17 protein-coding genes are annotated in these 20,894 nt (G+C 60.5%); 12 read left to right on the plus strand and 5 right to left on the minus strand.

The genetic code is table 11. The features are described from left to right. Positions 1 to 31 precede the first annotated feature (31 nt). The 5 genes from ACLD1Y_RS17630 to ACLD1Y_RS17650 all read left to right on the plus strand — a co-directional run bounded on the left by ACLD1Y_RS17630 (position 32) and on the right by ACLD1Y_RS17650 (position 5,589). The gene (locus ACLD1Y_RS17630) at positions 32 to 1,630 is read left to right on the plus strand and encodes an ABC transporter substrate-binding protein (RefSeq protein WP_429479145.1); all 1,599 of its coding nucleotides are present in this window, start codon (positions 32 to 34) and stop codon (positions 1,628 to 1,630) included. A gap of 76 nt (positions 1,631 to 1,706) precedes the next feature. Further along, complete coding sequence (locus ACLD1Y_RS17635) at positions 1,707 to 2,717, plus strand: ABC transporter permease subunit (RefSeq protein ID WP_017739471.1); 1,011 nt, start codon at positions 1,707 to 1,709, stop codon at positions 2,715 to 2,717. A 10-nt stretch (positions 2,718 to 2,727) separates the two neighbouring features. After that, positions 2,728 to 3,639, plus strand: a complete 912-nt coding sequence (locus ACLD1Y_RS17640) for an ABC transporter permease subunit (RefSeq protein WP_429479146.1) — start codon at positions 2,728 to 2,730, stop codon at positions 3,637 to 3,639. A 10-nt stretch (positions 3,640 to 3,649) separates the two neighbouring features. Beyond that, positions 3,650 to 4,618, plus strand: coding sequence for an ABC transporter ATP-binding protein (locus ACLD1Y_RS17645; protein WP_429479147.1), 969 nt, complete (start codon positions 3,650 to 3,652; stop codon positions 4,616 to 4,618). Next, positions 4,618 to 5,589 carry a peptide ABC transporter ATP-binding protein gene (locus tag ACLD1Y_RS17650; RefSeq protein ID WP_025856265.1) on the plus strand — a complete coding sequence of 324 codons (972 nt, stop codon included), beginning with the start codon at positions 4,618 to 4,620 and terminating at the stop codon, positions 5,587 to 5,589. The genes ACLD1Y_RS17645 and ACLD1Y_RS17650 overlap by 1 nt, the downstream gene beginning before the upstream one ends. A 101-nt stretch (positions 5,590 to 5,690) precedes the next feature. On the opposite strand, the gene ACLD1Y_RS17655 is transcribed toward ACLD1Y_RS17650, so the two are convergent. The 3 genes from ACLD1Y_RS17655 to ACLD1Y_RS17665 all read right to left on the minus strand — a co-directional run bounded on the left by ACLD1Y_RS17655 (position 5,691) and on the right by ACLD1Y_RS17665 (position 8,113). Next, the gene (locus tag ACLD1Y_RS17655) at positions 5,691 to 5,942 is read right to left on the minus strand and encodes a hypothetical protein (protein WP_429479148.1); all 252 of its coding nucleotides are present in this window, start codon (positions 5,940 to 5,942) and stop codon (positions 5,691 to 5,693) included. 99 nt (positions 5,943 to 6,041) lie between these two features. After that, positions 6,042 to 6,287, minus strand: a complete 246-nt coding sequence (locus ACLD1Y_RS17660) for a hypothetical protein (RefSeq protein WP_429479149.1) — start codon at positions 6,285 to 6,287, stop codon at positions 6,042 to 6,044. 242 nt (positions 6,288 to 6,529) lie between these two features. After that, positions 6,530 to 8,113: a peptide chain release factor 3 gene (locus ACLD1Y_RS17665; RefSeq protein ID WP_135287375.1), complete on the minus strand. Its 1,584-nt coding sequence runs from the start codon at positions 8,111 to 8,113 to the stop codon at positions 6,530 to 6,532. 295 nt (positions 8,114 to 8,408) lie between these two features. On the opposite strand from ACLD1Y_RS17665, the gene ACLD1Y_RS17670 reads away from it, so the two are divergent. The 5 genes from ACLD1Y_RS17670 (at position 8,409) to ACLD1Y_RS17690 (ending at position 14,079) form a co-directional block, all read left to right on the plus strand. Continuing rightward, on the plus strand, positions 8,409 to 9,161 hold the full coding sequence (locus tag ACLD1Y_RS17670) for an ABC transporter permease (RefSeq protein WP_429479273.1): 753 nt from the start codon (positions 8,409 to 8,411) through the stop codon (positions 9,159 to 9,161). Between the two features lie 18 nt (positions 9,162 to 9,179). Continuing rightward, a complete protein-coding gene (locus ACLD1Y_RS17675) occupies positions 9,180 to 10,076 on the plus strand; it encodes a glycine betaine ABC transporter substrate-binding protein (protein WP_429479150.1) in 897 nt (298 codons plus the stop codon). 11 nt (positions 10,077 to 10,087) lie between these two features. Beyond that, complete coding sequence (locus tag ACLD1Y_RS17680) at positions 10,088 to 10,741, plus strand: ABC transporter permease (RefSeq protein WP_135287373.1); 654 nt, start codon at positions 10,088 to 10,090, stop codon at positions 10,739 to 10,741. Further along, a complete protein-coding gene (locus ACLD1Y_RS17685) occupies positions 10,738 to 11,895 on the plus strand; it encodes a betaine/proline/choline family ABC transporter ATP-binding protein (RefSeq protein ID WP_003171711.1) in 1,158 nt (385 codons plus the stop codon). Before ACLD1Y_RS17680 ends, ACLD1Y_RS17685 begins: the two co-directional genes overlap by 4 nt. 1,020 nt (positions 11,896 to 12,915) lie before the next feature. Further along, positions 12,916 to 14,079, plus strand: a complete 1,164-nt coding sequence (locus ACLD1Y_RS17690) for a type III PLP-dependent enzyme (protein WP_105520936.1) — start codon at positions 12,916 to 12,918, stop codon at positions 14,077 to 14,079. A 139-nt stretch (positions 14,080 to 14,218) separates the two neighbouring features. Here the strand turns inward: ACLD1Y_RS17690 and ACLD1Y_RS17695 are convergent, their stop codons facing one another. Beyond that, positions 14,219 to 14,971 (minus strand): tetratricopeptide repeat protein, encoded by a 753-nt coding sequence (locus ACLD1Y_RS17695; protein ID WP_429479151.1) that lies wholly within the window; start codon positions 14,969 to 14,971, stop codon positions 14,219 to 14,221. 1 nt (position 14,972) lies between these two features. Further along, positions 14,973 to 15,653 carry a Fe2+-dependent dioxygenase gene (locus ACLD1Y_RS17700; protein WP_429479152.1) on the minus strand — a complete coding sequence of 227 codons (681 nt, stop codon included), beginning with the start codon at positions 15,651 to 15,653 and terminating at the stop codon, positions 14,973 to 14,975. A gap of 208 nt (positions 15,654 to 15,861) precedes the next feature. Between ACLD1Y_RS17700 and ACLD1Y_RS17705 the strand changes: the two genes are divergently transcribed. Together ACLD1Y_RS17705 and ACLD1Y_RS17710 are read left to right on the plus strand one after the other, a co-directional pair. Further along, positions 15,862 to 18,168: a TonB-dependent receptor gene (locus ACLD1Y_RS17705; RefSeq protein ID WP_429479153.1), complete on the plus strand. Its 2,307-nt coding sequence runs from the start codon at positions 15,862 to 15,864 to the stop codon at positions 18,166 to 18,168. 132 nt (positions 18,169 to 18,300) lie between these two features. Continuing rightward, on the plus strand, positions 18,301 to 20,826 hold the full coding sequence (locus ACLD1Y_RS17710; RefSeq protein ID WP_429479154.1) for a PepSY domain-containing protein: 2,526 nt from the start codon (positions 18,301 to 18,303) through the stop codon (positions 20,824 to 20,826). The last annotated feature ends 68 nt before the right edge of the window (positions 20,827 to 20,894 follow it).

Genomic DNA, 20,894 nt, shown 5'->3' on the forward strand with positions numbered 1-20,894 from the left:
TCTGGTTCCATCGAGTGTTCGAGGTCTGATAATGAAAATGCTCCCGCTACAAGCCGCCATCGCTGTCGCGCTGTTAAGCGTGGCTGTTGGCATTTCGGCCAAACCGCTGGTGGTCTGCACCGAAGCCAGCCCGGAGGGTTTCGACCCGGTGCTGTACACCACGGCGGTCACCGCTGACGCCGCGGCCGAAACCATGTTCAACCGCCTGGTGGACTTCAAGCCCGGCACCACCGAAGTGGTTCCCGCACTGGCCAAGGCCCTGCCTGAAATCAGCGCCGATGGCCTGACCTACACCTTTCACCTGCGTGACGACATCAAGTTCCACACCACCGACTACTTCAAACCCACGCGCAACATGAATGCCGACGACGTGCTTTGGAGCTTCCAGCGCCAGCTGGACCCGAACCACCCGTGGCATAAAAAGTCCCTCGTGGGCTACCCGTACTTTGAAAGCATGGGCTTCAAGGAACTGCTCAAGAGCGTCGAGAAGACCGACGATCACACCGTCGTCTTTACCCTCACCCGCCCTGAAGCACCGTTTTTGGCCGACCTGGGCATGGCATTCTCTTCCATCCATTCGAAGGAATACGCCGACCAGTTGCTCCAATCCGGCAAGACCGAAGACCTTAACGCCAAGCCCATCGGCACCGGCCCGTTCGTCTTCACCCGTTATCAGAAAGATGCTCAGGTGCGGTTCAAGGCCAACCCCGACTACTTCCGTGGCAAACCGCAGGTAGACCCGCTGATCCTGGCGATCAGCACCGATAACAACGTGCGCCTGCAGAAGCTCAAGGCCAACGAATGCCAAATTGCGCTGTTCCCCAAGCCAGATGACATTCCAAGCATCAAGAAAGACCCGAACCTGAAAGTCGATGAACTGGCGGCGATGACCACCAGCTACACCGCGATGAACACCACCCACAAATACATGAGCGATGCGCGGGTACGCCACGCCATCAATATCGCGTTCGACAAGGCCGGCTATACCGAAGCCCTGTTCGGCAAAGGTAATGCCGTGGTGGGCACCGGCCCTTATCCACCGACTTTGTTGGGTTTCAGCGACAAGTTGAAGAACCCGCCGCGCGATCTGGACAAGGCCCGCGCCCTGCTCAAGGAAGCCGGCGTACCGGAAGGCACTGAATTCACCCTGTTCACCCGCAACGGTGGCGGCCCGACCAACCCCAACCCGATGCTCGGCGCCCAGCGCATGCAGGCAGATCTGGCGCAGATTGGCCTGAAAGTGAACATCAAAGTCATGGAATGGGGCGAAATGCTTAAGCGTGCTAAAAACGGTGAGCACGACATGGTTTCGGCGGGCTGGGTCGGCGACAACGGCGACCCAGACAACTTCCTCACGCCCAACCTGAGTTGCGATGCGGCCAAAAACGGCGAAAACTACGCGCGCTGGTGTAACAAGGAGTTTCAAGACTTGATCGACAAGGCACGCGCCGTCGCTGAACCCGCCCAGCGCGCTGCACTCTATGAACAAGCACAGGACGTTTTCGACAAAGACCAACCCTGGCTGCCCATGGCATATCCGAAACTGTTCACGGCCATGCGCAAAAACGTAGAAGGTTTCCAACAAAGCCCTCTGGGTACCAATAACTTCGCCACCACCCAGGTGAAGTAAATAAGAAAAACGCTCGGCACCGCCCACCAGGGCAGTGCCGAACTTGCCTAACCGGCTGATTGAGGTACACAACACGATGTTTAGTTTTATTGCCCGCCGACTGGGGTTATTGATCCCCACGTTTTTCGGCATCACGTTGCTCACGTTTGCGTTGATTCGCATGATCCCTGGCGACCCCGTCGAAGTGATGATGGGTGAAAGGCGCGTCGACCCCGAGATGCACGCACAGGCAATGGAACGCCTTGGCCTTAACAAGCCGCTGTATGCGCAATACCTGGACTACGTCGGCAAGCTCGCCCAGGGCGACCTTGGCGAATCCCTGCGCACCCGCACCAGCGTGTGGACTGAATTCACCGCCCTCTTCCCCGCGACCCTGGAACTGTCCATGGCCGCCCTGTTGTTCGCCGGTATCCTGGGCCTGTTGGCCGGGGTGATCGCGGCACTCAAGCGAGGATCCCTGTTCGACCATGGGGTGATGGGCATCTCCCTGGCGGGATACTCGATGCCGATCTTCTGGTGGGGCCTGATCCTGATCATGTTCTTCTCGGTGAGCCTTGGCTGGACCCCGGTTTCCGGGCGGATCGACCTGCTCTACGACATCGAGCCGCGCACCGGCTTCATGCTGATCGACACCCTGCTGGCTGACGAGCCGGACGCGTTCTTCGACGCCCTGCACCACCTGATCCTGCCGGCCATCGTGCTCGGCACCATCCCGCTGGCAGTGATTGCGCGGATGACCCGCTCATCCATGCTCGAAGTGCTGCGCGAAGACTACATCCGTACCGCCAAGGCCAAAGGCCTGTCGCCGGCGCGGGTGGTGTTCGTGCACGGCCTGCGTAATGCCTTGATCCCGGTATTGACCGTGGTCGGCCTGCAAGTCGGCACGCTGCTGGCCGGTGCGGTACTGACCGAAACCATCTTCTCGTGGCCCGGCATCGGCAAATGGCTGATCGAAGCCATTGGCGCGCGGGACTACCCGGTGGTGCAAAACGGCATTCTGCTGATCGCCTGCCTGGTGATCCTGGTGAACTTCGTGGTGGACATCCTCTACGGCTTCGCCAACCCACGCATCCGTCACCAGCGCTGAGATCAAGACCATGACCACACCTACTCAAGTGTCAGCAGTCGATCAAAGCCTGCTGTACCCGTCCCCGTACAAAGAATTCTGGCAAGCCTTCTCCAAGAACAAAGGCGCGGTTGCCGGCCTGGCGTTCATGCTGCTGATCGTGTTCTGCGCGATTTTCGCCCCTTGGGTGGCGCCGCATAACCCGAGTGAGCAATACCGTGACTTCCTGCTAACCCCGCCGTCGTGGCTTGAAGGCGGGCAAATGCAGTTCCTGCTGGGCACCGACGAACTGGGCCGCGACCTGCTCTCGCGCTTGATCCAGGGCTCGCGCCTGTCGCTGCTGATCGGCTTGTCATCGGTAGTGATGTCGCTGATTCCGGGCATCCTGCTGGGCTTGTTCGCCGGGTTCTTCCCGCGCCTGCTAGGCCCGACCATCATGCGCCTGATGGACATCATGCTGGCCCTGCCCTCGCTGCTGCTGGCGGTTGCCATTGTCGCCATCCTCGGCCCTGGCCTGATCAACACCGTGATCGCCATCGCGATCGTGTCGCTGCCCTCCTACGTACGCTTGACCCGCGCAGCGGTGATGGGCGAACTGAACCGTGACTACGTAACTGCCGCGCGCCTGGCTGGTGCTGGCTTGCCACGCCTGATGTTCATCACCGTGCTGCCCAACTGCATGGCGCCGCTGATCGTGCAGGCGACCTTGAGCTTCTCCTCGGCGATTCTCGATGCCGCCGCCCTGGGCTTCCTCGGCCTTGGCGTACAACCGCCAACCCCTGAGTGGGGCACCATGCTGGCTTCGGCCCGTGACTACATCGAACGCGCCTGGTGGGTAGTGAGTTTGCCGGGTTTGACCATTTTGCTCAGCGTGCTGGCAATCAACTTGATGGGCGACGGCTTGCGCGATGCGCTGGACCCGAAACTCAAGAACGCCGCCTGAGGAGATTCCCATGTCACTGTTAGAAATCAAGAATCTCAACGTACGCTTCGGCGACAAGACCGCCGTACCGGTAGTCGATGGCCTCGACATCTCGGTCGACAAAGGCGAAGTCCTGGCGATTGTTGGCGAGTCGGGTTCGGGTAAATCCGTGACCATGATGGCGCTGATGGGCCTGATCGAGCACCCCGGCATCGTCACCGCCGACTCGCTGACCTTCGACGGCAAGGACATGCTCAAACTGAGCAACCGCCAGCGCCGCCAAATCGTCGGCAAAGACCTGGCGATGGTCTTCCAAGACCCGATGACCGCGCTGAACCCTAGCTACACCGTGGGTTTCCAGATTGAAGAAGTGCTGCGCCTGCACCTGAAAATGTCTGGCAAGCAAGCGCGCAAACGCGCCATCGAACTGTTGGAAAAGGTCGAGATCCCAGGCGCTGCCAGCCGTATGGACGCCTACCCGCACCAACTGTCCGGCGGTATGAGCCAGCGTGTAGCCATCGCCATGGCGATTGCCGGCGAGCCAAAACTGCTGATCGCCGATGAGCCGACCACCGCGTTGGACGTCACGATTCAAGCGCAGATCATGGACCTGCTGCTGGCCCTGCAAAAAGAGCAGAACATGGGCCTGGTGCTCATCACCCACGACTTGGCCGTAGTGGCCGAGACCGCCCAGCGCGTATGCGTGATGTACGCCGGCCAAGCGGTGGAAGTCGGCCAGGTGCCGCAGTTGTTCGACATTCCGGCACACCCCTACAGCGAAGCGCTGCTCAAGGCGATTCCCGAGCACAGCCTGGGCGCCACGCGCCTGGCCACGCTGCCGGGCATCGTGCCGGGCCGTTATGACCGCCCGCAAGGTTGCCTGCTGTCACCGCGCTGCCCGTACGTGCAGGAAAGCTGCCGTACCCAGCGCCCAGGGCTTGACCCGAAAACCAACAGCCTTGCGCGCTGCTTCTACCCCTTGAACCAGGAGGTGGCGTAATGGCCGTCGTTCTTACCGCCCGCGACCTCACCCGTCACTACGAAGTGTCCCGTGGCCTGTTCAAGGGCCACGCCACGGTGCGTGCCCTCAATGGCGTGTCTTTTGAGCTGGAAGCCGGCAAGACCCTCGCGGTAGTGGGCGAGTCGGGTTGCGGCAAATCCACATTGGCCCGTGCCCTCACGCTGATCGAGGAGCCCTCTTCGGGCTCGTTGAAAATCGCCGGCCAGGAAGTCGCCGGTGCCGACAAAGCCCAGCGCAAGCAATTGCGCAAAGACGTGCAGATGGTGTTCCAGAGCCCGTACGCCTCGTTGAATCCCCGGCAGAAAGTCGGCGACCAACTGGGCGAACCGCTGCTGATCAACACCAACCTGTCCGCCGCCGAACGCCGCGAGAAAGTGCAGGCGATGATGAAACAAGTGGGCCTGCGCCCCGAGCATTATCAGCGCTACCCGCACATGTTCTCCGGTGGCCAGCGCCAACGCATCGCCCTGGCCCGCGCCATGATGCTGCAACCCAAAGTGCTGGTGGCCGATGAACCCACCTCGGCACTGGACGTGTCGATCCAGGCCCAGGTGCTCAACCTGTTCATGGACTTGCAACAGGAATTCAACACCGCCTACGTGTTCATCTCCCACAACCTGGCGGTGGTGCAACACGTCGCCGACGACGTGATGGTGATGTACCTCGGCCGCCCGGTAGAAGTGGGCCCCAAGGAAGACATCTACGCCCGCCCTCTGCATCCTTACACCCAGGCATTGCTGTCGGCCACCCCGACCATTCACCCGGACCCGAACAAACCGAAGATCAAGATCGTCGGCGAGCTGCCCAACCCGCTGAACCCGCCGCCTGGCTGCGCGTTTCACAAGCGTTGCCCGTATGCGACGGCGCGGTGCAGCACCGAGGAGCCGCAGTTGCGGGCGTTGGATAATCGGCAAGTGGCTTGCCACTACGCGGAGCAATTTGTGGCGTGACCGCGCAAAAAAATGCCCTGGGTGATTAGGCCCAGGGCATTACATGAGTTCTAACGCCCCACCCGTCGGATTGCGCATCAACCCGGCGGGCGGGGCTTTTTTTATGTGTCGCTATCACCTTGATCATCGCTGTTGTCATCATCCGGTGGCGCTTGTTGGTCATCGTCATCCTCGGAGCCGCCTTGGTCCTTGTCGCCGGCTTCTGATTCGCTTGCAGCCAACTGCAAGGTCTTTGACGCCACAAACCCCGTCGCTTGGCTCTGCACGGCGGTGTTGGCCCATGCGGAGGAGGCACCCAGCGATAACACCACCAGCACTTTGAGCAACAGCACTAAACGTTGAAAGATAGTCATGGTCAGTTTCCATCCCGTCAGTGAATCACACGCACCGGCATTCGACCGGCACTATCAATCAAGCTAGTTCCGTCCAAGGGTTTGCGCCAATCGCGCCTGTCAGGTATCGCCGTCGTCGTAGGTTTCGCTGTCTTCCCCTTCGTTATAGGGGTTTTCGGCGTCTTCCTTGGGCGCAGGCTGGGCCTGGGGCTTCCAGCTGCCGGAGTTGACTTCGTTCTGCTTGCGCTTGGTGACGGGGCCGGTGTCTTTCCATTGGGGCGTGCCGGCGTCGGCCAGGGCGTGGGTGGTGGGGAGTAGCAGGCCAGCGAGCAGTATCAGGTGGATGGCGCGTTGATGAGTTCGCACAGCGGTCTCCTTTACAGTCTGAGGGTAAAAGCTAGTCCCGATATACGGTTCTCGCCAACCTCAAGCCTTGTGAAGAGCAACCTGTGGGAGCGGGCTTGCTCGCGAAAGCGGTGGGTCAGTGAAATATGTATCGGCTGAAACACCGCATTCGCGAGCAAGCCCGCTCCCACATTTGGTTTTGCAGCGCCTATAAAAAAGGGTGAAGCCATCACAGCTTCACCCTTCTCGATACCGCTCAGACCTTAATGGTGCTCGCGAGTCGCGCGGAATTTCACATCCGGCCAGCGCTCTTCCATCAATGCCAGGTTCACCCGCGTAGGCGCCAGGTAGGTCAGGTGACCACCGCCGTCCACCGCGAGGTTTTCTACCGCCTTGTTGGAGAACTCTTCCAACTTCTTCTTATCGCTGCAATCGATCCAGCGCGCGGAGTACACGGTGATGGGCTCGTAGGAGCATTCGACCTTGTATTCCTCTTTCAAGCGGCTGGCGACCACATCGAACTGCAGCACACCGACGGCGCCGAGGATGATGTCGTTGCTGCGCTCGGGGAAGAACACCTGGGTGGCGCCCTCCTCGGCCAACTGCTGCAAACCTTGGCGCAGTTGCTTGGATTTGAGCGGGTCGCGCAGGCGTACGCGGCGGAACAGTTCCGGGGCGAAGTGCGGGATGCCGGTGAAGCCCAGGGTTTCGCCTTCGGTGAAGGTGTCGCCGATCTGGATGGTGCCGTGGTTGTGCAGGCCGATGATGTCGCCGGCGTAGGCTTCTTCGAGCTGTTCACGCTCGGAGGAGAAGAACGTCAGGGCGTCGCCGATGCGTACGTCCTTGCCGGTGCGCACGTGGCGCATTTTCATGCCTTTTTCGTATTTGCCGGAGCAGATGCGCATGAAGGCGATACGGTCGCGGTGTTTGGGGTCCATGTTCGCCTGGATCTTGAACACGAAGCCGGTGAATTTTTCTTCAACCGGCTCTACGGTGCGCTCGTTGGCCACACGGGCCAGTGGGCGCGGGGCCCAATCGACAACCGCATCCAGCACGTGGTCCACGCCGAAGTTGCCCAGGGCAGTCCCGAAGAACACCGGGGTCAGTTGGCCGTCGAGGAACTCCTGCTGGTTGAACTCATGGCAGGCGCCCTGCACCAGTTCCAGTTGGTCGACGAAACGGTCGTACTCGTCACCCAGGTGGGCGCGGGCTTCGTCCGAGTCGAGCTTCTCGATGATCTTGGTTTCGGTGCGTTCGTGACCGTGGCCGGCGGTGTAGACAATGATGTAGTCGTCGGCCAGGTGGTACACGCCCTTGAAGTCGCGGTAGCAACCAATCGGCCAGGTGATCGGCGCGGCCTTGATCTTCAGGACTGCTTCGATTTCATCCAACAGCTCGATAGGGTCGCGGATGTCGCGGTCGAGTTTGTTGATGAAGCTGACGATGGGCGTGTCACGCAGGCGGCACACGTCCATCAGCGCGATGGTACGTGGCTCGACGCCTTTACCGCCGTCGAGGACCATCAGCGCCGAGTCGACCGCGGTCAGGGTGCGATAGGTGTCTTCGGAGAAGTCTTCGTGGCCCGGGGTGTCGAGCAGGTTGACCATGTGGTCGCGATACGGGAACTGCATGACCGACGTGGTAATGGAAATACCCCGTTGTTTTTCCATTTCCATCCAGTCGGAGGTGGCATGGCGGTCGGATTTGCGGGATTTCACCGTGCCGGCCACCGCGATTGCCTTGCCCATCAGCAACAGCTTCTCGGTGATGGTGGTTTTACCGGCATCGGGGTGGGAAATAATGGCGAAAGTGCGGCGTTTCGCGACTTCGGCGGCCTGGTGGGTCATGGGAAATCGCCTGGCAGGTGAGTCAAAAAAGGGCGGCGAGTATAGCGTAATCACAGGCACCCGGACCACCGTTCACCCGATTAGGGGTGGCTAAATGCTGCCAAGTGTGGAACCTTTTAAAAGGTCGAGACGTCCACTCCCCTGCTACCGCACTCGGAACAGGGGCTGATAAATCAGCAAGTTAGCCTGACGAGGCTGCGCTCATGGCTTGATCTCACGTCGCCTTACCGACATGACCAAGCTGCTTTTCGCGACCACATTCGCCGACAGCCAGGAATGGCATTGCCGCTCGGAAATGTGTTCGCCGACAAAAGAAAAAAGGAGTCCGCCTGTGGCTATTCGCTATGGCAAAGGGCTGATAGGAGGTGCGGTTGTCGTCGCCCTCCTGGCCCTGCTGGTCCACTGGATTGGCATCAACACGATCGAGATGTACCGCGACGATTTGTTGTTTTACCTGCAAGCACATTTGATCCTCGTTCTAGTCTCCATGCTGGCGGCCCTTGTTGTGGGCATCCCCGCCGGTATCCTGCTCAGCCGACCGCACATGGTCGGGCGCGCAGAACGCTTCATGCAGATCTTCAACATCGGCAACACCGTCCCTCCCCTGGCCGTACTGGCCATCGCCCTCGGCGTCCTCGGCATCGGCAGCGGCCCGGCCATCTTCGCGCTGTTCCTAGCCTCCCTCCTGCCCATCGTGCGCAACACCTACGAAGGCCTGAAAAACGTCCAGGGTTCCCTCAAAGAAGCCGCCACCGGCATCGGCATGACGCCGCGCCAGGTGCTGTTTCGCGTGGAATTGCCCAACGCTGTGCCGATCATCATCGGTGGCGTGCGCGTGGCCCTGGCGATCAACGTCGGTACCGCCCCGCTGGCGTTCCTGATCGGCGCCAACAGCCTGGGCAGCCTGATCTTCCCCGGCATCGCCCTGAACAATCAGCCGCAATTGCTGCTCGGCGCCGCGTGCACCGCGTTGCTGGCCTTGCTGCTTGACGGTCTGGTGACCATGGCCAGCCGCCTCTGGCTGGAACGCGGGTTGCGTCCGTCTTAAGGCTGCTAAGGAATTCACATGAAAAAACTGACTTTGATATTGAGCTGCGTCCTGCTGTTCGCAGGCATTGCGCAAGCCGCCGAAAAACCAGTCATCCGCATCGGCGCCCGGGTGTTCACCGAACAGACCCTGTTGGCCGAAATCACCTCCCAGTACCTGCGCACCAAGGGCTATGACACCCGCGTGACCGGTGGCCTGGGCAGCAACCTGGCGCGCAGTGCCCAGGAAAGCGGGCAACTGGACCTGATCTGGGAATACACCGGCGTGTCGCTGGTGGCCTACAACCACGTGGACGAGAAGCTCGACAGCGAACAGTCCTACGCACGGGTTAAAGAACTCGACGCGAAAAAAGGCCTGGTCTGGCTCTCGCCGTCGCGTTTCAGCAACACCTATGCCCTGGCGCTGCCTGAGAAGGTTGCCGAGGAACACCCTGAGATCAATAGCATCAGCGACCTGACTGAAGCCGTCGCGTCCAAGGCCGACGCCCACCGCCTGGTGGCCCTGGACACCGAGTTCGCCAACCGCTCCGACGGCCTGGCCGGCATGGTCAAGCTGTACGACATGAACCTGACCCGCAAGAACACCCGGCAGATGGACGCCGGCCTGGTCTACACCGCCCTGCGTAATGGCCAGGTGTTTGCCGGTTTGGTCTACACCACTGACGGTCGCCTGAACGCATTCAAATTGAAGCTGCTGGAAGACGACAAGCACTACTTCCCGGACTACACCGCAGCGCCTGTGGTGCGTCAGGTTTATCTCGACGCTCACCCGCAACTGGCCGCCGACCTCAAGCCACTGGCCGCGCTGTTCGACGATGAAACCATGCGCCAGCTCAATGCGCGGGTCGACGTCGACCATGAAAGCCCATCCGCTGTTGCCGCCGATTTCTTGCGCCAACACCCGATCAATCAATAAGAGGAGAAGACATGGAATTTCTGAACGCCTTTTCCCATCTTGACTGGGCCCAAGTCCTGCACCTGACCTGGCAGCACATCACCCTGGTGGGCATCGCCGTGATCCTCGCGATCCTGATCGGCGTGCCGCTGGGCATCCTGATGACGCGTTTCCCGACATTGGCCGGCCCGCTGCAAGCCAGCGCCACGGTGCTGCTGACCGTGCCGTCCATCGCCCTGTTCGGCCTGCTGCTGCCGTTCTACTCCAAATTCGGCCAGGGCCTGGGGCCGATGCCGGCGATCACCGCGGTGTTCCTCTACTCCCTGCTGCCGATCATGCGTAACACCTACCTGGCCCTAACCGGCGTGGAACCGGGCATTCGCGAGGCCGCACGCGGCATCGGCATGACCTTCGGTCAGCGCCTGCGCATGGTCGAGTTGCCCATCGCCGTGCCGGTGATCCTCGCCGGTGTACGCACCGCCGTGGTGATGAACATTGGTGTAATGACCATCGCCGCCACCATCGGCGCCGGTGGCCTGGGTGTACTTATTCTGGCTTCCATCAGCCGCAGCGACATGTCGATGCTGATCGTCGGCGCCGTGTTGGTCAGTCTCCTGGCCATCTTCGCCGACCTGCTTTTGCAATGGCTGCAACGCTCGCTGACTCCAAAAGGATTGCTCAAATGATCGAACTTCAAAACCTGTCCAAGACCTTCCAAAGCAACGGCAAGACTGTCACCGCCGTGAACGATGTGAGCCTGACCGTCAACGAAGGCGAGATTTGCGTATTCCTCGGCCCTTCGGGCTGCGGCAAGAGCACCACGCTGAAAATGATCAACCGCCTGATCAAGCCCACGTCGGGCAAGATTTTGATCAACGGTGAAGACACCACCGACCTGGATGAAGTGACCCTGCGTCGCAACATCGGCTATGTGATCCAGCAGATCGGCCTGTTCCCCAACATGACCATCGAAGAAAACATCGTGGTCGTGCCCAAGCTGCTCGGCTGGGACAAACAGAAATGCCACGACCGCGCCCGCGAGTTGATGAGCATGATCAAGCTGGAGCCCAAGCAGTACCTGCATCGCTACCCGCGTGAATTGTCGGGCGGGCAGCAACAGCGTATCGGTGTGATCCGCGCACTGGCGGCCGACGCGCCGTTGCTGTTGATGGACGAGCCCTTCGGCGCAGTCGACCCGATCAACCGCGAGATGATCCAGAACGAGTTCTTCGAGATGCAGCGCGCGCTGAACAAGACTGTGATCATGGTCAGCCACGACATCGACGAAGCCATCAAGCTGGGTGACAAGATCGCCATCTTCCGTGCTGGCAAGTTGCTGCAGATCGACCATCCGGACACCCTGCTGGCCCACCCGGCCGACGAGTTCGTCAGCAACTTCGTGGGCCAGGACAGCACCCTCAAGCGCCTGCTGCTGGTGAAGGCCGAAGACGCGGCGGACAACGCCCCCTCGGTCAGCCCGGAAACCCCGGTGGCCGATGCGCTGGAACTGATGGACGAGCACGACCGCCGCTATGTGGTGGTCACCTGCGCCGAGAACAAGGCGCTGGGTTACGTACGACGTCGCGACCTGCACCGTCAGACCGGCACCTGCGGCCAGTACCTGCGCGAGTTCAACGCCACGGCGGCGTATGACGAGCATTTGCGCATCTTGTTGTCGCGCATGTACGAGTTCAACCGCTCGTGGTTGCCGGTGATGGATGCGGAGCGGGTGTTCCTTGGGGAAGTGACGCAGGAGTCGATTGCTGAGTATTTAAGCTCTGGTAAGTCCCGTGGGGGCAAGACCAGTATTGTTTCGCCAGCGGAGACTGCGCTGGCGTGACCTGAAACTACGCGCTTAATCATATGGGAGGGGGCTTGCTCTCGCCCATATTCGATCGAATATCACGATTTTTTCTGGTTATTACAAATTGGTATCAGAAACTGTGAGAAGTCACAGGTTCTTTTTATCTGGCAAAGCATTCAACTGACCCTGTGCAGCCTTTTATCTGCACATGAGAGCCTCTGCGCATACCTGCGCATTGATATGCCTTCCTTCAGATTCAGGAGCCTGTAATGACCAATTCCACAACTTCAGACTTGCCAACTGCACCGCCTGGCCGCGAAGACCAGCCGGATCCGAACCCAAATCAGGCGGTAACGTTGCGATTGAGCCCAAGCGGGAATCCCCATACGGTAACCAGAGGAAACTCATACGAAATACGTCCTTTCGCCGATCTACTGGATGCCAATGGGAATAAGGTTCCCGGTAACGGAAGATGGATCGATCCAAATATCCCAGGGGTATTCGTCGGTGCAGGTCTGGGGTACTTGAACGGTAACGTCAGAATCACGTCAGTGACGAGCAATATGAGTATCCCCGTCACGCTCACGCAAATTGACCCTCCCTATCTAAGTGGCAGTTGGACATTCCAGATTGTAGTGAGAGGTTAAGTCAGTAAGGTTTCCTGAACACTCATGCCAGGAATGCGGGGGCGGAACGTTTAAAAAAGCCCCCCTTTTTCCTCTCTGTCTCCTCTTTCGGGGAACATCATTCCGTCACACCTGTCGGTTACATAAGTAGCTGCACGGGTCCCCGCGACGAACGCGTGCAAAAACGCGACATTTTTAGTTGATCTCAAGCCCCTCACGCCCTAAAGTTCGCGCCGAACGTCCATGCTGGAAACGATCCATCCGGCTCAAGTACTGACGACGAGACAGCAAGGCCAAGGGCTGCATTACCGCCCATGGCCTTTTTGCTTTCGGCGACATGCCTTGGGAAGTAGGCGAACCAAAGTGGGGATACGGAGGACGTTCATTTGCACCCATTGTTAATTTCAGTTTGCCAGTAGGAGTTCCCAGCATGTCGATCAAGGTCGAAGATTATTTCGCGCGCGCCACTTTTGACAAAATGAAGGCGTTCGCCGATAAGCAAGAAACCCCGTTCGTGGTGATCGACACCGCGATGATCAGCCAGGCCTACGATGACCTGCGCGCCGGTTTCGAATTCGCCAAAGTCTATTACGCGGTCAAGGCCAACCCGGCCGTCGAGATCATCGACCTGCTCAAAGAGAAAGGTTCGAGCTTCGACATCGCCTCCATCTATGAGCTGGACAAAGTGATGGACCGTGGCGTCAGCGCCGACCGTATCAGCTACGGCAACACCATCAAGAAATCCAAGGACATCCGCTACTTCTACGAGAAAGGCGTGCGCCTGTTCTCCACCGACTCCGAAGCCGACCTGCGTAACATCGCCAAGGCCGCACCGGGCTCGAAAGTGTATGTGCGTATCCTCACCGAAGGCTCGACCACAGCTGACTGGCCTTTGTCGCGCAAATTCGGCTGCCAGACCGACATGGCCATGGACCTGCTGATCCTGGCCCGTGACCTGGGCCTGGTGCCGTACGGCATCTCGTTCCACGTCGGTTCCCAACAGCGCGACATCAGCGTGTGGGACGCGGCGATCGCCAAGGTCAAAGTGATCTTCGAACGCCTGAAGGAAGAAGACGGTATTCACCTGAAGCTGATCAACATGGGCGGCGGCTTCCCGGCCAACTACATCACTCGCACCAACAGCCTGGAAACCTACGCTGAAGAAATCATCCGCTTCCTCAAGGAAGACTTCGGCGACGACCTGCCGGAAATCATCCTGGAGCCGGGCCGTTCATTGATCGCCAACGCCGGTATCCTGGTGAGCGAAGTGGTACTGGTTGCGCGTAAATCCCGTACCGCCGTCGAGCGTTGGGTGTACACGGATGTGGGCAAGTTCTCCGGCCTGATCGAAACCATGGACGAAGCCATCAAGTTCCCGATCTGGACCGAGAAGAAAGGCGAGATGGAAGAAGTGGTTATCGCCGGCCCAACCTGCGACAGCGCCGACATCATGTACGAGAACTACAAGTACGGCCTGCCGCTGAACCTGGCGATTGGTGATCGTTTGTACTGGTTGTCCACCGGTGCGTACACCACCAGCTACAGCGCGGTTGAGTTCAATGGGTTTCCGCCGTTGAAGTCGTTCTACGTCTGACCCTGTAGAAACCGGCTCCCTGTGGCGAGGGAGCTTGCTCCCGCTGGGCTGCGCAGCGGCCCCGACGATGTTGGGAGCGCTTCGCACTGGAGCGCCAGCCCGGTCCAGCGGGAGCAAGCTCCCTCGCCACAGCCGGTGTCTACAGACTCAGCTGTGTCGCACGCGCCTCGTACTCCTCGGCCATCGCGCGGACTTGCGGATCATCCGCCGCCGCCAACGCCTTCTGCGCCGTGTGCAAGAACTTCAAGTTCCCCCCCGCCAATGCCTTGCGCAACCACTCCAGCGCTATATCGACCTGGCCTCTGTCCGCCAGCACCGCCGCGTAGCTGAACTGTCCGCGAAAATCGCCGCCTTCCGCTGAACGGCGATACCAATCCACAGCGGCATCCAGATCCCTCGGGCAAAACCGTCCATCTTCCAGATAACGCCCCAGCAGGTTCATCGATTTAGCGTGGCCTTGCTCGGCGGCCTGGCGATAGAAGGCCAGCGCTTGCCCTTGGTCTTCGGCAACCCCGCGACCGGTGGCCAGCAGATTGGCGCAGTTATACTGCCCCCAATCCAACCCCGCCTCGGCCGCCACGCGGTATTCCCGCGCCGCCGCCGCTTCATCGACTGCACAGCCCCAACCATGCTCCAGGCAACGCCCAGCCATATTGCGCGCCATCAAGTGCCCGCCCTGGGCCGCGATCTGGAACCAGCGCAGCGCCAGCGCTTCATCCTGTGCGATGCCTCGGCCTTCCAGCAGGATTTGCGCGAGCAGGGCCTGGGCATCCACCACCCCTTCTTTCGCCGCGATCAGGATGGCCTGGGCGGCACGTACCGGAGAGTCGTCGAGCATGCTTTGCAATTGCTCGACGTTGAGCACTTCTTCGCGACGCAACAAAAAACCCATGTCAGACCTCAGCCCAGCGGCGCAGCAGGTTGTGGTAGGTGCCGGTGAGTTGGATCAGCGCCGGGTGGTCGGGCATATCGGCGCTCAGTTGCTGGATCGCGCCGTCCATTTCAAACAGCAGCGTGCGCTGGCTGTCTTCGCGCACCAGGCTTTGGGTCCAGAAGAAGGAGGCGTAGCGCGCGCCACGGGTCACGGCGTTGACTTTGTGCAGGCTGGAGCCGGGGTACAGCACCATATCGCCGGCTGGCAACTTGACCCGTTGCAGGCCGAAGGTGTCCTGAATCTCCAGCTCGCCGCCGTCGTACTCCTCCGGATCGCTGAAGAACAGGGTCGACGACAAGTCGGTACGCACCCGCTCAAAGCTACCCCGGGCCTGACGCACGGCGTTATCGATATGGAAGTCGAAACTCTTGCCTTCGGTGTAACAGTTGAACAGCGGCGGGAAGACCTTGTTGGGTAACGCCGCCGACATAAACAGCGGATTTTTCCACAACCGCTCCAGCATCGCCGCGCCGATTTCCTTGGCCAGGGGGTGGCCTGCGGGCAATTGCAGGTTGTGTTTGGCTTTGGCGGATTGGTGCCCGGCTGTGATTTTGCCGTCGGCCCAATCGGTGGTTTCTAGCGCCTGGCGGATGCGCTGCACTTCTTCACGAGAGAACAGGCCGGGAATGTGCAGCAACATGGGGCGATACCACCTGAATTCAGAGAGGCGCCAATGGTATTGATTCTTATCAAGCCTGTAAAACGCCGAGACGGATGAGATCGTAAAAACCGTAAGGGGAAAGTGTAAAGAACGTAAATTTGATGCAAATAGCAATGTATCGCAATTGATATGAATACTTGTTCGCCCTATATTCCGCCGCCTCACATCCTTGGGGAAAGGACACGTCATGTCGCGCACTTCAATAAAAACACCTGCCAGTTCACCACGTATGCTGGCCTCGGCCATCGGCGTTGCTCTCACTGCAAGCTCTGCTGCCCACCTGGCACAAGCGGCTGAAGACACCGAACAAAAAGGCGAGCGCAACAGCATTTCTCTCGGCGCCACCAGCATCACCGGCCAGGAGCAGGACAACACCTCCTACCAGGTCGAAAAAGCCTCGTCGCAGAAGTACACCGCGCCGCTGGTGGACACACCGCGCTCGGTCACCGTGGTTCCGCAACAAGTGCTCAAGGACACCGCTGCCACCTCGTTGCAGGATGCCTTGCGCACCGTACCGGGCATCACCTTCGGCGCTGGTGAAGGCGGCAACCCACAGGGCGACCGCCCGTTCATCCGTGGTTTTGACGCCCAAGGCGATACCTACTTGGACGGCGTGCGCGACACCGGCGGCCAAAGCCGTGAAATCTTCGACATCGAATCGATCGAGGTCAGCAAAGGCCCGAACTCCTCGTTCGGCGGTCGTGGCTCGGCCGGCGGCAGCCTCAACCTGGTGAGCAAAACCCCGCAAGCACGGGACTTCACCAACGGTGGCTTCACCTACGGCTCCGACCAGACCCGACGCTACGTGCTCGACGTAAACCGCCAGTTCCTGGATGACAGCGCCGCGTTCCGCCTGAACCTGATGAGCCACGAACAGAACGTCGCTGGCCGCGATGCAGTGAACTACGACCGCTGGGGCGTGGCGCCGTCGCTGACCTTTGGCCTGGGCACCCCGACCCGCGTCAACCTCAGCTACTACCACATGGAAAGTAACGATCTGCCGGACTCGGGGATTCCCTACGCCTTCCCCAACAGCAGCACGACCGCCACTCACGTCCATGACAAACCCACCGACGGCGGCGACAGCAGCAACTTCTACGGCCTCAAGAGCCGTGACTTCCGCAAGACCCGTGCGGACATCAGCACCGTCTCCGTCGAGCACGACCTGAGCGACACCATGACCCTGAAAAACACCCTGCGCCATGGCAGCACCGGCCAGGACTACATCCTCACCCAGCCGGACGACAGCACACGTAACGTCAGCCGTTTCGGCACGGTGTGGCGTCGAGCCAACACCCGCGTCTCCACCACCACGACCACCACCAACCAGACCGACCTGTTCGGCAACTTCCAGGCCCTGGGCTTCAAGCACAGCTACTCCACTGGCCTTGAGTTCACTGGCGAAGAAACCCGCGTCAGCGGCTACACCGTCAGCCCGAACGCCAACCCGACCTGCACCGTGGCCGCCGGCAGCCTGGGTGGCCAGTGCACTTCGCTGAGCAACCCGAACCCGGACGACGCCTGGAACGGCACCATCGCGCGCAACTACATGGGCACCAACACCAAGGCCACCAGCCGCGCCGCCTATGTGTTCGACACCATCGAACTGGACCCCAAATGGCTGCTGAACATCGGCCTGCGCTACGACACCTTCGACACCGAAGCCAACACCAACGCCGTGCCGACCTCTACCGTAAAGGCACGCAGCAAGGTCAAGGACGACAGCCAGTTCTTCAACTGGCAGGCCGGCCTGGTCTGGAAACCGCTGGATAACGGCAGCATCTACACCTCCTACGCCACCTCGGCTTCGCCAGCTGGCGGCCTGGTGGGTGAAGGCGTGGACAACAACGCGATCCCGACCGGCATCAACACCAGCGACCTGAAACCTGAAGAAACCGTCAACTACGAGCTGGGCACCAAGTGGGACCTGTTCCACAACCGCCTGTCCCTCTCGGCTGCGGTGTTCCGTACCGAGAAGAAAAACACCCGCATCCTGGTGGACTCCAACACCTACCAAACCGCAGGTGAATCCCGTGTCGACGGCCTTGAGCTGTCGGCCAGCGGCAAAATCACCGAGCAATGGCAAGTGTTCGCCGGCTACAGCTACCTGAAAGCCGAGCTGGTTGACCCAGGTAAAAACGGCAACCGCACCGGTGTAGTCACGGCAGGCTCCAACAAAGGCAACCAGATGCCCAACACCCCGGAGAACTCGTTCAGCCTGTGGACCACCTATGACGTGACCCCGAAGCTGACCATCGGTGGCGGCGCGTTCTACGTCGACCAGGTTTACGGCGATGCGGCCAACACCGTGTATGTGCCCTCGTACACCCGCTACGACGCCATGGCCAGCTACAAGTTGACCAAGAACGTCGACCTACAGTTGAACGTGCAAAACCTGACTGACAAGACCTACTACGACAAGGCCTACGCCTCGCACTTCGCCAACCAGGCAGCTGGTCGTACGGCGCTGTTGTCCACCAGCTTCCACTTCTAATAGCGGCAGCTAAACGCAAAGCCCCACGCATCGGATGCGTGGGGCTTTTGCGTGTAAAACAGAATATTTCTCGATAACTCACGGCATAATGCGCGCCGTGCATTCACATCCAGATAGACGAGGCGGTCAGACGTGTTGAAGAAAACCCTGTTCCAGTTGCACTGGTTCTTCGGCATTACCGCCGGGCTGGTGCTGGCCTTGATGGGGATCACCGGGGCCGCGGTCTCGTTTCAGGATGAAATACTGCGAGCGCTCAACCCCACCGTACTGACCGTCGAGAAGCGCGAAGCCGGTGTGCTGCCACCTGCCGAACTGGTGCGCAAACTCGAAGCCACCGAAGGCAAGACCGTCTCCATGCTCTGGGTAGAAAGCGAAAGCGGCAACGCCGCCCGCGTGTTCTTCACCCCACCACCCGGCGAGCGCCGTGGCCAAATGCGCTACTTCGACCCCTACACCGGCGACTACATGGGCGACGCCGTTGGCCAGGACGTGTTGGGCTTTATCCTGCAACTGCACCGTTTCCTCGCCATGGGTGAAACCGGGCGCAACATTACCGGCGCCTGCACGCTGATCCTGGTGTTCTTCTGCCTCTCTGGCCTGTACCTGCGCTGGCCACGCCAGGTGGCGAGCTGGCGGGCGTGGCTAACGCTGGACTGGCGCAAAAAGGGTCGCAGCTTCAATTGGGACCTGCACTCGGTGTTCGGCACCTGGTGCCTGCTGGCCTACCTGCTGGCGGCGCTGACCGGCCTGACGTGGTCCTACGACTGGTACAGCCAGGGCGTGACCAAGTTACTCTCCGACGCCCCGCACAATGAACGCATGCGCAAGCGCGGCCCGCCGCCCGCCGGCCCCGCCCCCGTGGCCAACTACGACGCGATGTGGAGCAGCATCTACAGCAACGCCGGCCCCGGCTTGAGCGCCTACAACATCCGTATGCCTGCGGTCGCCGGCCAACCTGCGACTGTTTACTACCTATTGAAAGATTCGCCTCACGACCGCGCGCTGAACCAGATCAACCTGGACCCGGCCACCGGCGAGGTGAAATCCCACGTCCAATACGCCAGCAAAAGCTTCAAGGCACAGATCCTGACCAGCATCTACGCGCTGCACACCGGCAGTTATTTCGGCCTGGCCGGTCGTATCATCCTGACCGTCAGCTCGCTGTTGATGCCGCTGTTCTTCATTACCGGCTGGCTGTTGTACCTGGACCGCCGCCGCAAAAAACGCCAGGTGCGCGATGCGCGTAAAGGCCTCGGCGCCAACGCCAGCGATGCCCCGGCCTGGCTGATCGGCTTTGCCAGCCAGAGTGGTTTTGCCGAGCAGCTTGCATGGCAAACGGCGGGCCAATTGCAGGCCGCCGGGTTGCCGGTGAACGTGCAGGCGTTGGGCAGTGTCAGCCAGGATGACCTGCGCCAATCGCAAAATGCGCTGTTTGTGGTCAGCACCTTTGGCGACGGCGAAGCACCCGACAGCGCCCGTGGCTTCGAGCGCAGCGTGCTTGGCCAGGACCTGTCCCTCAAGGGCTTGAACTACTCGGTACTGGCCCTGGGAGACCGCCAGTACGAACATTTCTGCGGCTTTGCCCGGCGCCTGCATTTCTGGCTGACGAACCAGGGCGGCAACCCGTTGTTCGCCCCCGTGGAAGTGGACAGCGGCGACACCAGCGCCCTGCTGCACTGGCAACAGCAACTGGGCCAACTCACCGGCCACGCACCGGCAGCCGCCTGGCCCACCGCCCAATATGAAAACTGGACGCTGGCCCAACGCAGCCTGCTCAACCGCGGCAGCACCGGCGCCGATGTCTACCTGCTGGGCCTCACCCCACCTTCACCGCAAACTTGGCTAGCGGGTGACCTGGTGGAAGTGCTGCCGCGCAATTGCCCTTGGGCCATCGAGCACTTCCTCGAAGGCCTGGGCTTGGCCGGCAGCGACGGCGTGCTGATCGATGGCTTGGCGCACAGCCTCGACCAGGCCCTGGCCACGCGCCAATTGCCCACCCATCGCGCCCATCTGGTGGGCCTGCATGCCCAAGCGCTGGTGGATGCCCTGGTGCCGTTGGGCATGCGCGAATACTCCATCGCATCAATTGCCAGCGACGGCGTGCTGGAACTGATCGTGCGCCAGGAACGCCACCCTGACGGCAGCCTGGGCCTGGGCTCAGGCTGGCTCACCGAACACGCCGCCCTCGGCTCGGCCATCAGCCTGCGCCTGCGCCGCAACAGCGGTTTCCACCTGCCCGATGCGCCGGTGCCACTGATCCTGCTGGGCAACGGCACCGGCCTGGCGGGCCTGCGCAGCTTGCTCAAGGCCCGCGTTGCCGATGGCCAGCAACGTAACTGGCTGCTGTTTGGCGAACGCAATATCAAGCATGACTTCCTCTGCCAGGACGAACTGCAAGGCTGGCTGGCCAGCGGTGATCTGGCGCTGCTGGACCTGGCGTTTTCCCGTGATCAGGAAGAGAAAATCTACGTACAGGACCGCCTGCGTGAGTCGGCGGACGTGCTGCGCAAGTGGCTGGCCGATGGCGCGGCGATTTATGTGTGCGGCAGTTTGCAGGGCATGGCGGCGGGGGTGGATGCGGCGCTGGTGGATATTCTGGGCAGTGAGGCGGTGGAACGCTTGATTGAACAAGGCCGTTATCGCCGGGATGTGTACTGAGATTGTGTAGCCACTGAAAGTCAAAATGTGGGAACTGGCAACCCAGCTCCCACATTTGATTGCATTTC

The organism is Pseudomonas sp. 18175, from assembly GCF_050432925.1.
In the GTDB taxonomy this organism is placed as follows: Bacteria; Pseudomonadota; Gammaproteobacteria; order Pseudomonadales; family Pseudomonadaceae; genus Aquipseudomonas.

What these genes read in the sequence shown, in the direction of transcription:
- ACLD1Y_RS17630 (WP_429479145.1), top strand. Translation starts at nt 32, where the DNA reads ATGAAAATGCTCCCGCTACAAGCCGCCATCGCTGTCGCGCTGTTAAGC.
- ACLD1Y_RS17635 (WP_017739471.1), top strand. Translation starts at nt 1,707, where the DNA reads ATGTTTAGTTTTATTGCCCGCCGACTGGGGTTATTGATCCCCACGTTT.
- ACLD1Y_RS17640 (WP_429479146.1), top strand. Translation starts at nt 2,728, where the DNA reads ATGACCACACCTACTCAAGTGTCAGCAGTCGATCAAAGCCTGCTGTAC.
- ACLD1Y_RS17645 (WP_429479147.1), top strand. Translation starts at nt 3,650, where the DNA reads ATGTCACTGTTAGAAATCAAGAATCTCAACGTACGCTTCGGCGACAAG.
- ACLD1Y_RS17650 (WP_025856265.1), top strand. Translation starts at nt 4,618, where the DNA reads ATGGCCGTCGTTCTTACCGCCCGCGACCTCACCCGTCACTACGAAGTG.
- ACLD1Y_RS17655 (WP_429479148.1), bottom strand. Translation starts at nt 5,942, where the DNA reads ATGACTATCTTTCAACGTTTAGTGCTGTTGCTCAAAGTGCTGGTGGTG.
- ACLD1Y_RS17665 (WP_135287375.1), bottom strand. Translation starts at nt 8,113, where the DNA reads ATGACCCACCAGGCCGCCGAAGTCGCGAAACGCCGCACTTTCGCCATT.
- ACLD1Y_RS17670 (WP_429479273.1), top strand. Translation starts at nt 8,409, where the DNA reads ATGTGTTCGCCGACAAAAGAAAAAAGGAGTCCGCCTGTGGCTATTCGC.
- ACLD1Y_RS17675 (WP_429479150.1), top strand. Translation starts at nt 9,180, where the DNA reads ATGAAAAAACTGACTTTGATATTGAGCTGCGTCCTGCTGTTCGCAGGC.
- ACLD1Y_RS17680 (WP_135287373.1), top strand. Translation starts at nt 10,088, where the DNA reads ATGGAATTTCTGAACGCCTTTTCCCATCTTGACTGGGCCCAAGTCCTG.
- ACLD1Y_RS17685 (WP_003171711.1), top strand. Translation starts at nt 10,738, where the DNA reads ATGATCGAACTTCAAAACCTGTCCAAGACCTTCCAAAGCAACGGCAAG.
- ACLD1Y_RS17690 (WP_105520936.1), top strand. Translation starts at nt 12,916, where the DNA reads ATGTCGATCAAGGTCGAAGATTATTTCGCGCGCGCCACTTTTGACAAA.
- ACLD1Y_RS17695 (WP_429479151.1), bottom strand. Translation starts at nt 14,971, where the DNA reads ATGGGTTTTTTGTTGCGTCGCGAAGAAGTGCTCAACGTCGAGCAATTG.
- ACLD1Y_RS17700 (WP_429479152.1), bottom strand. Translation starts at nt 15,653, where the DNA reads ATGTTGCTGCACATTCCCGGCCTGTTCTCTCGTGAAGAAGTGCAGCGC.
- ACLD1Y_RS17705 (WP_429479153.1), top strand. Translation starts at nt 15,862, where the DNA reads ATGTCGCGCACTTCAATAAAAACACCTGCCAGTTCACCACGTATGCTG.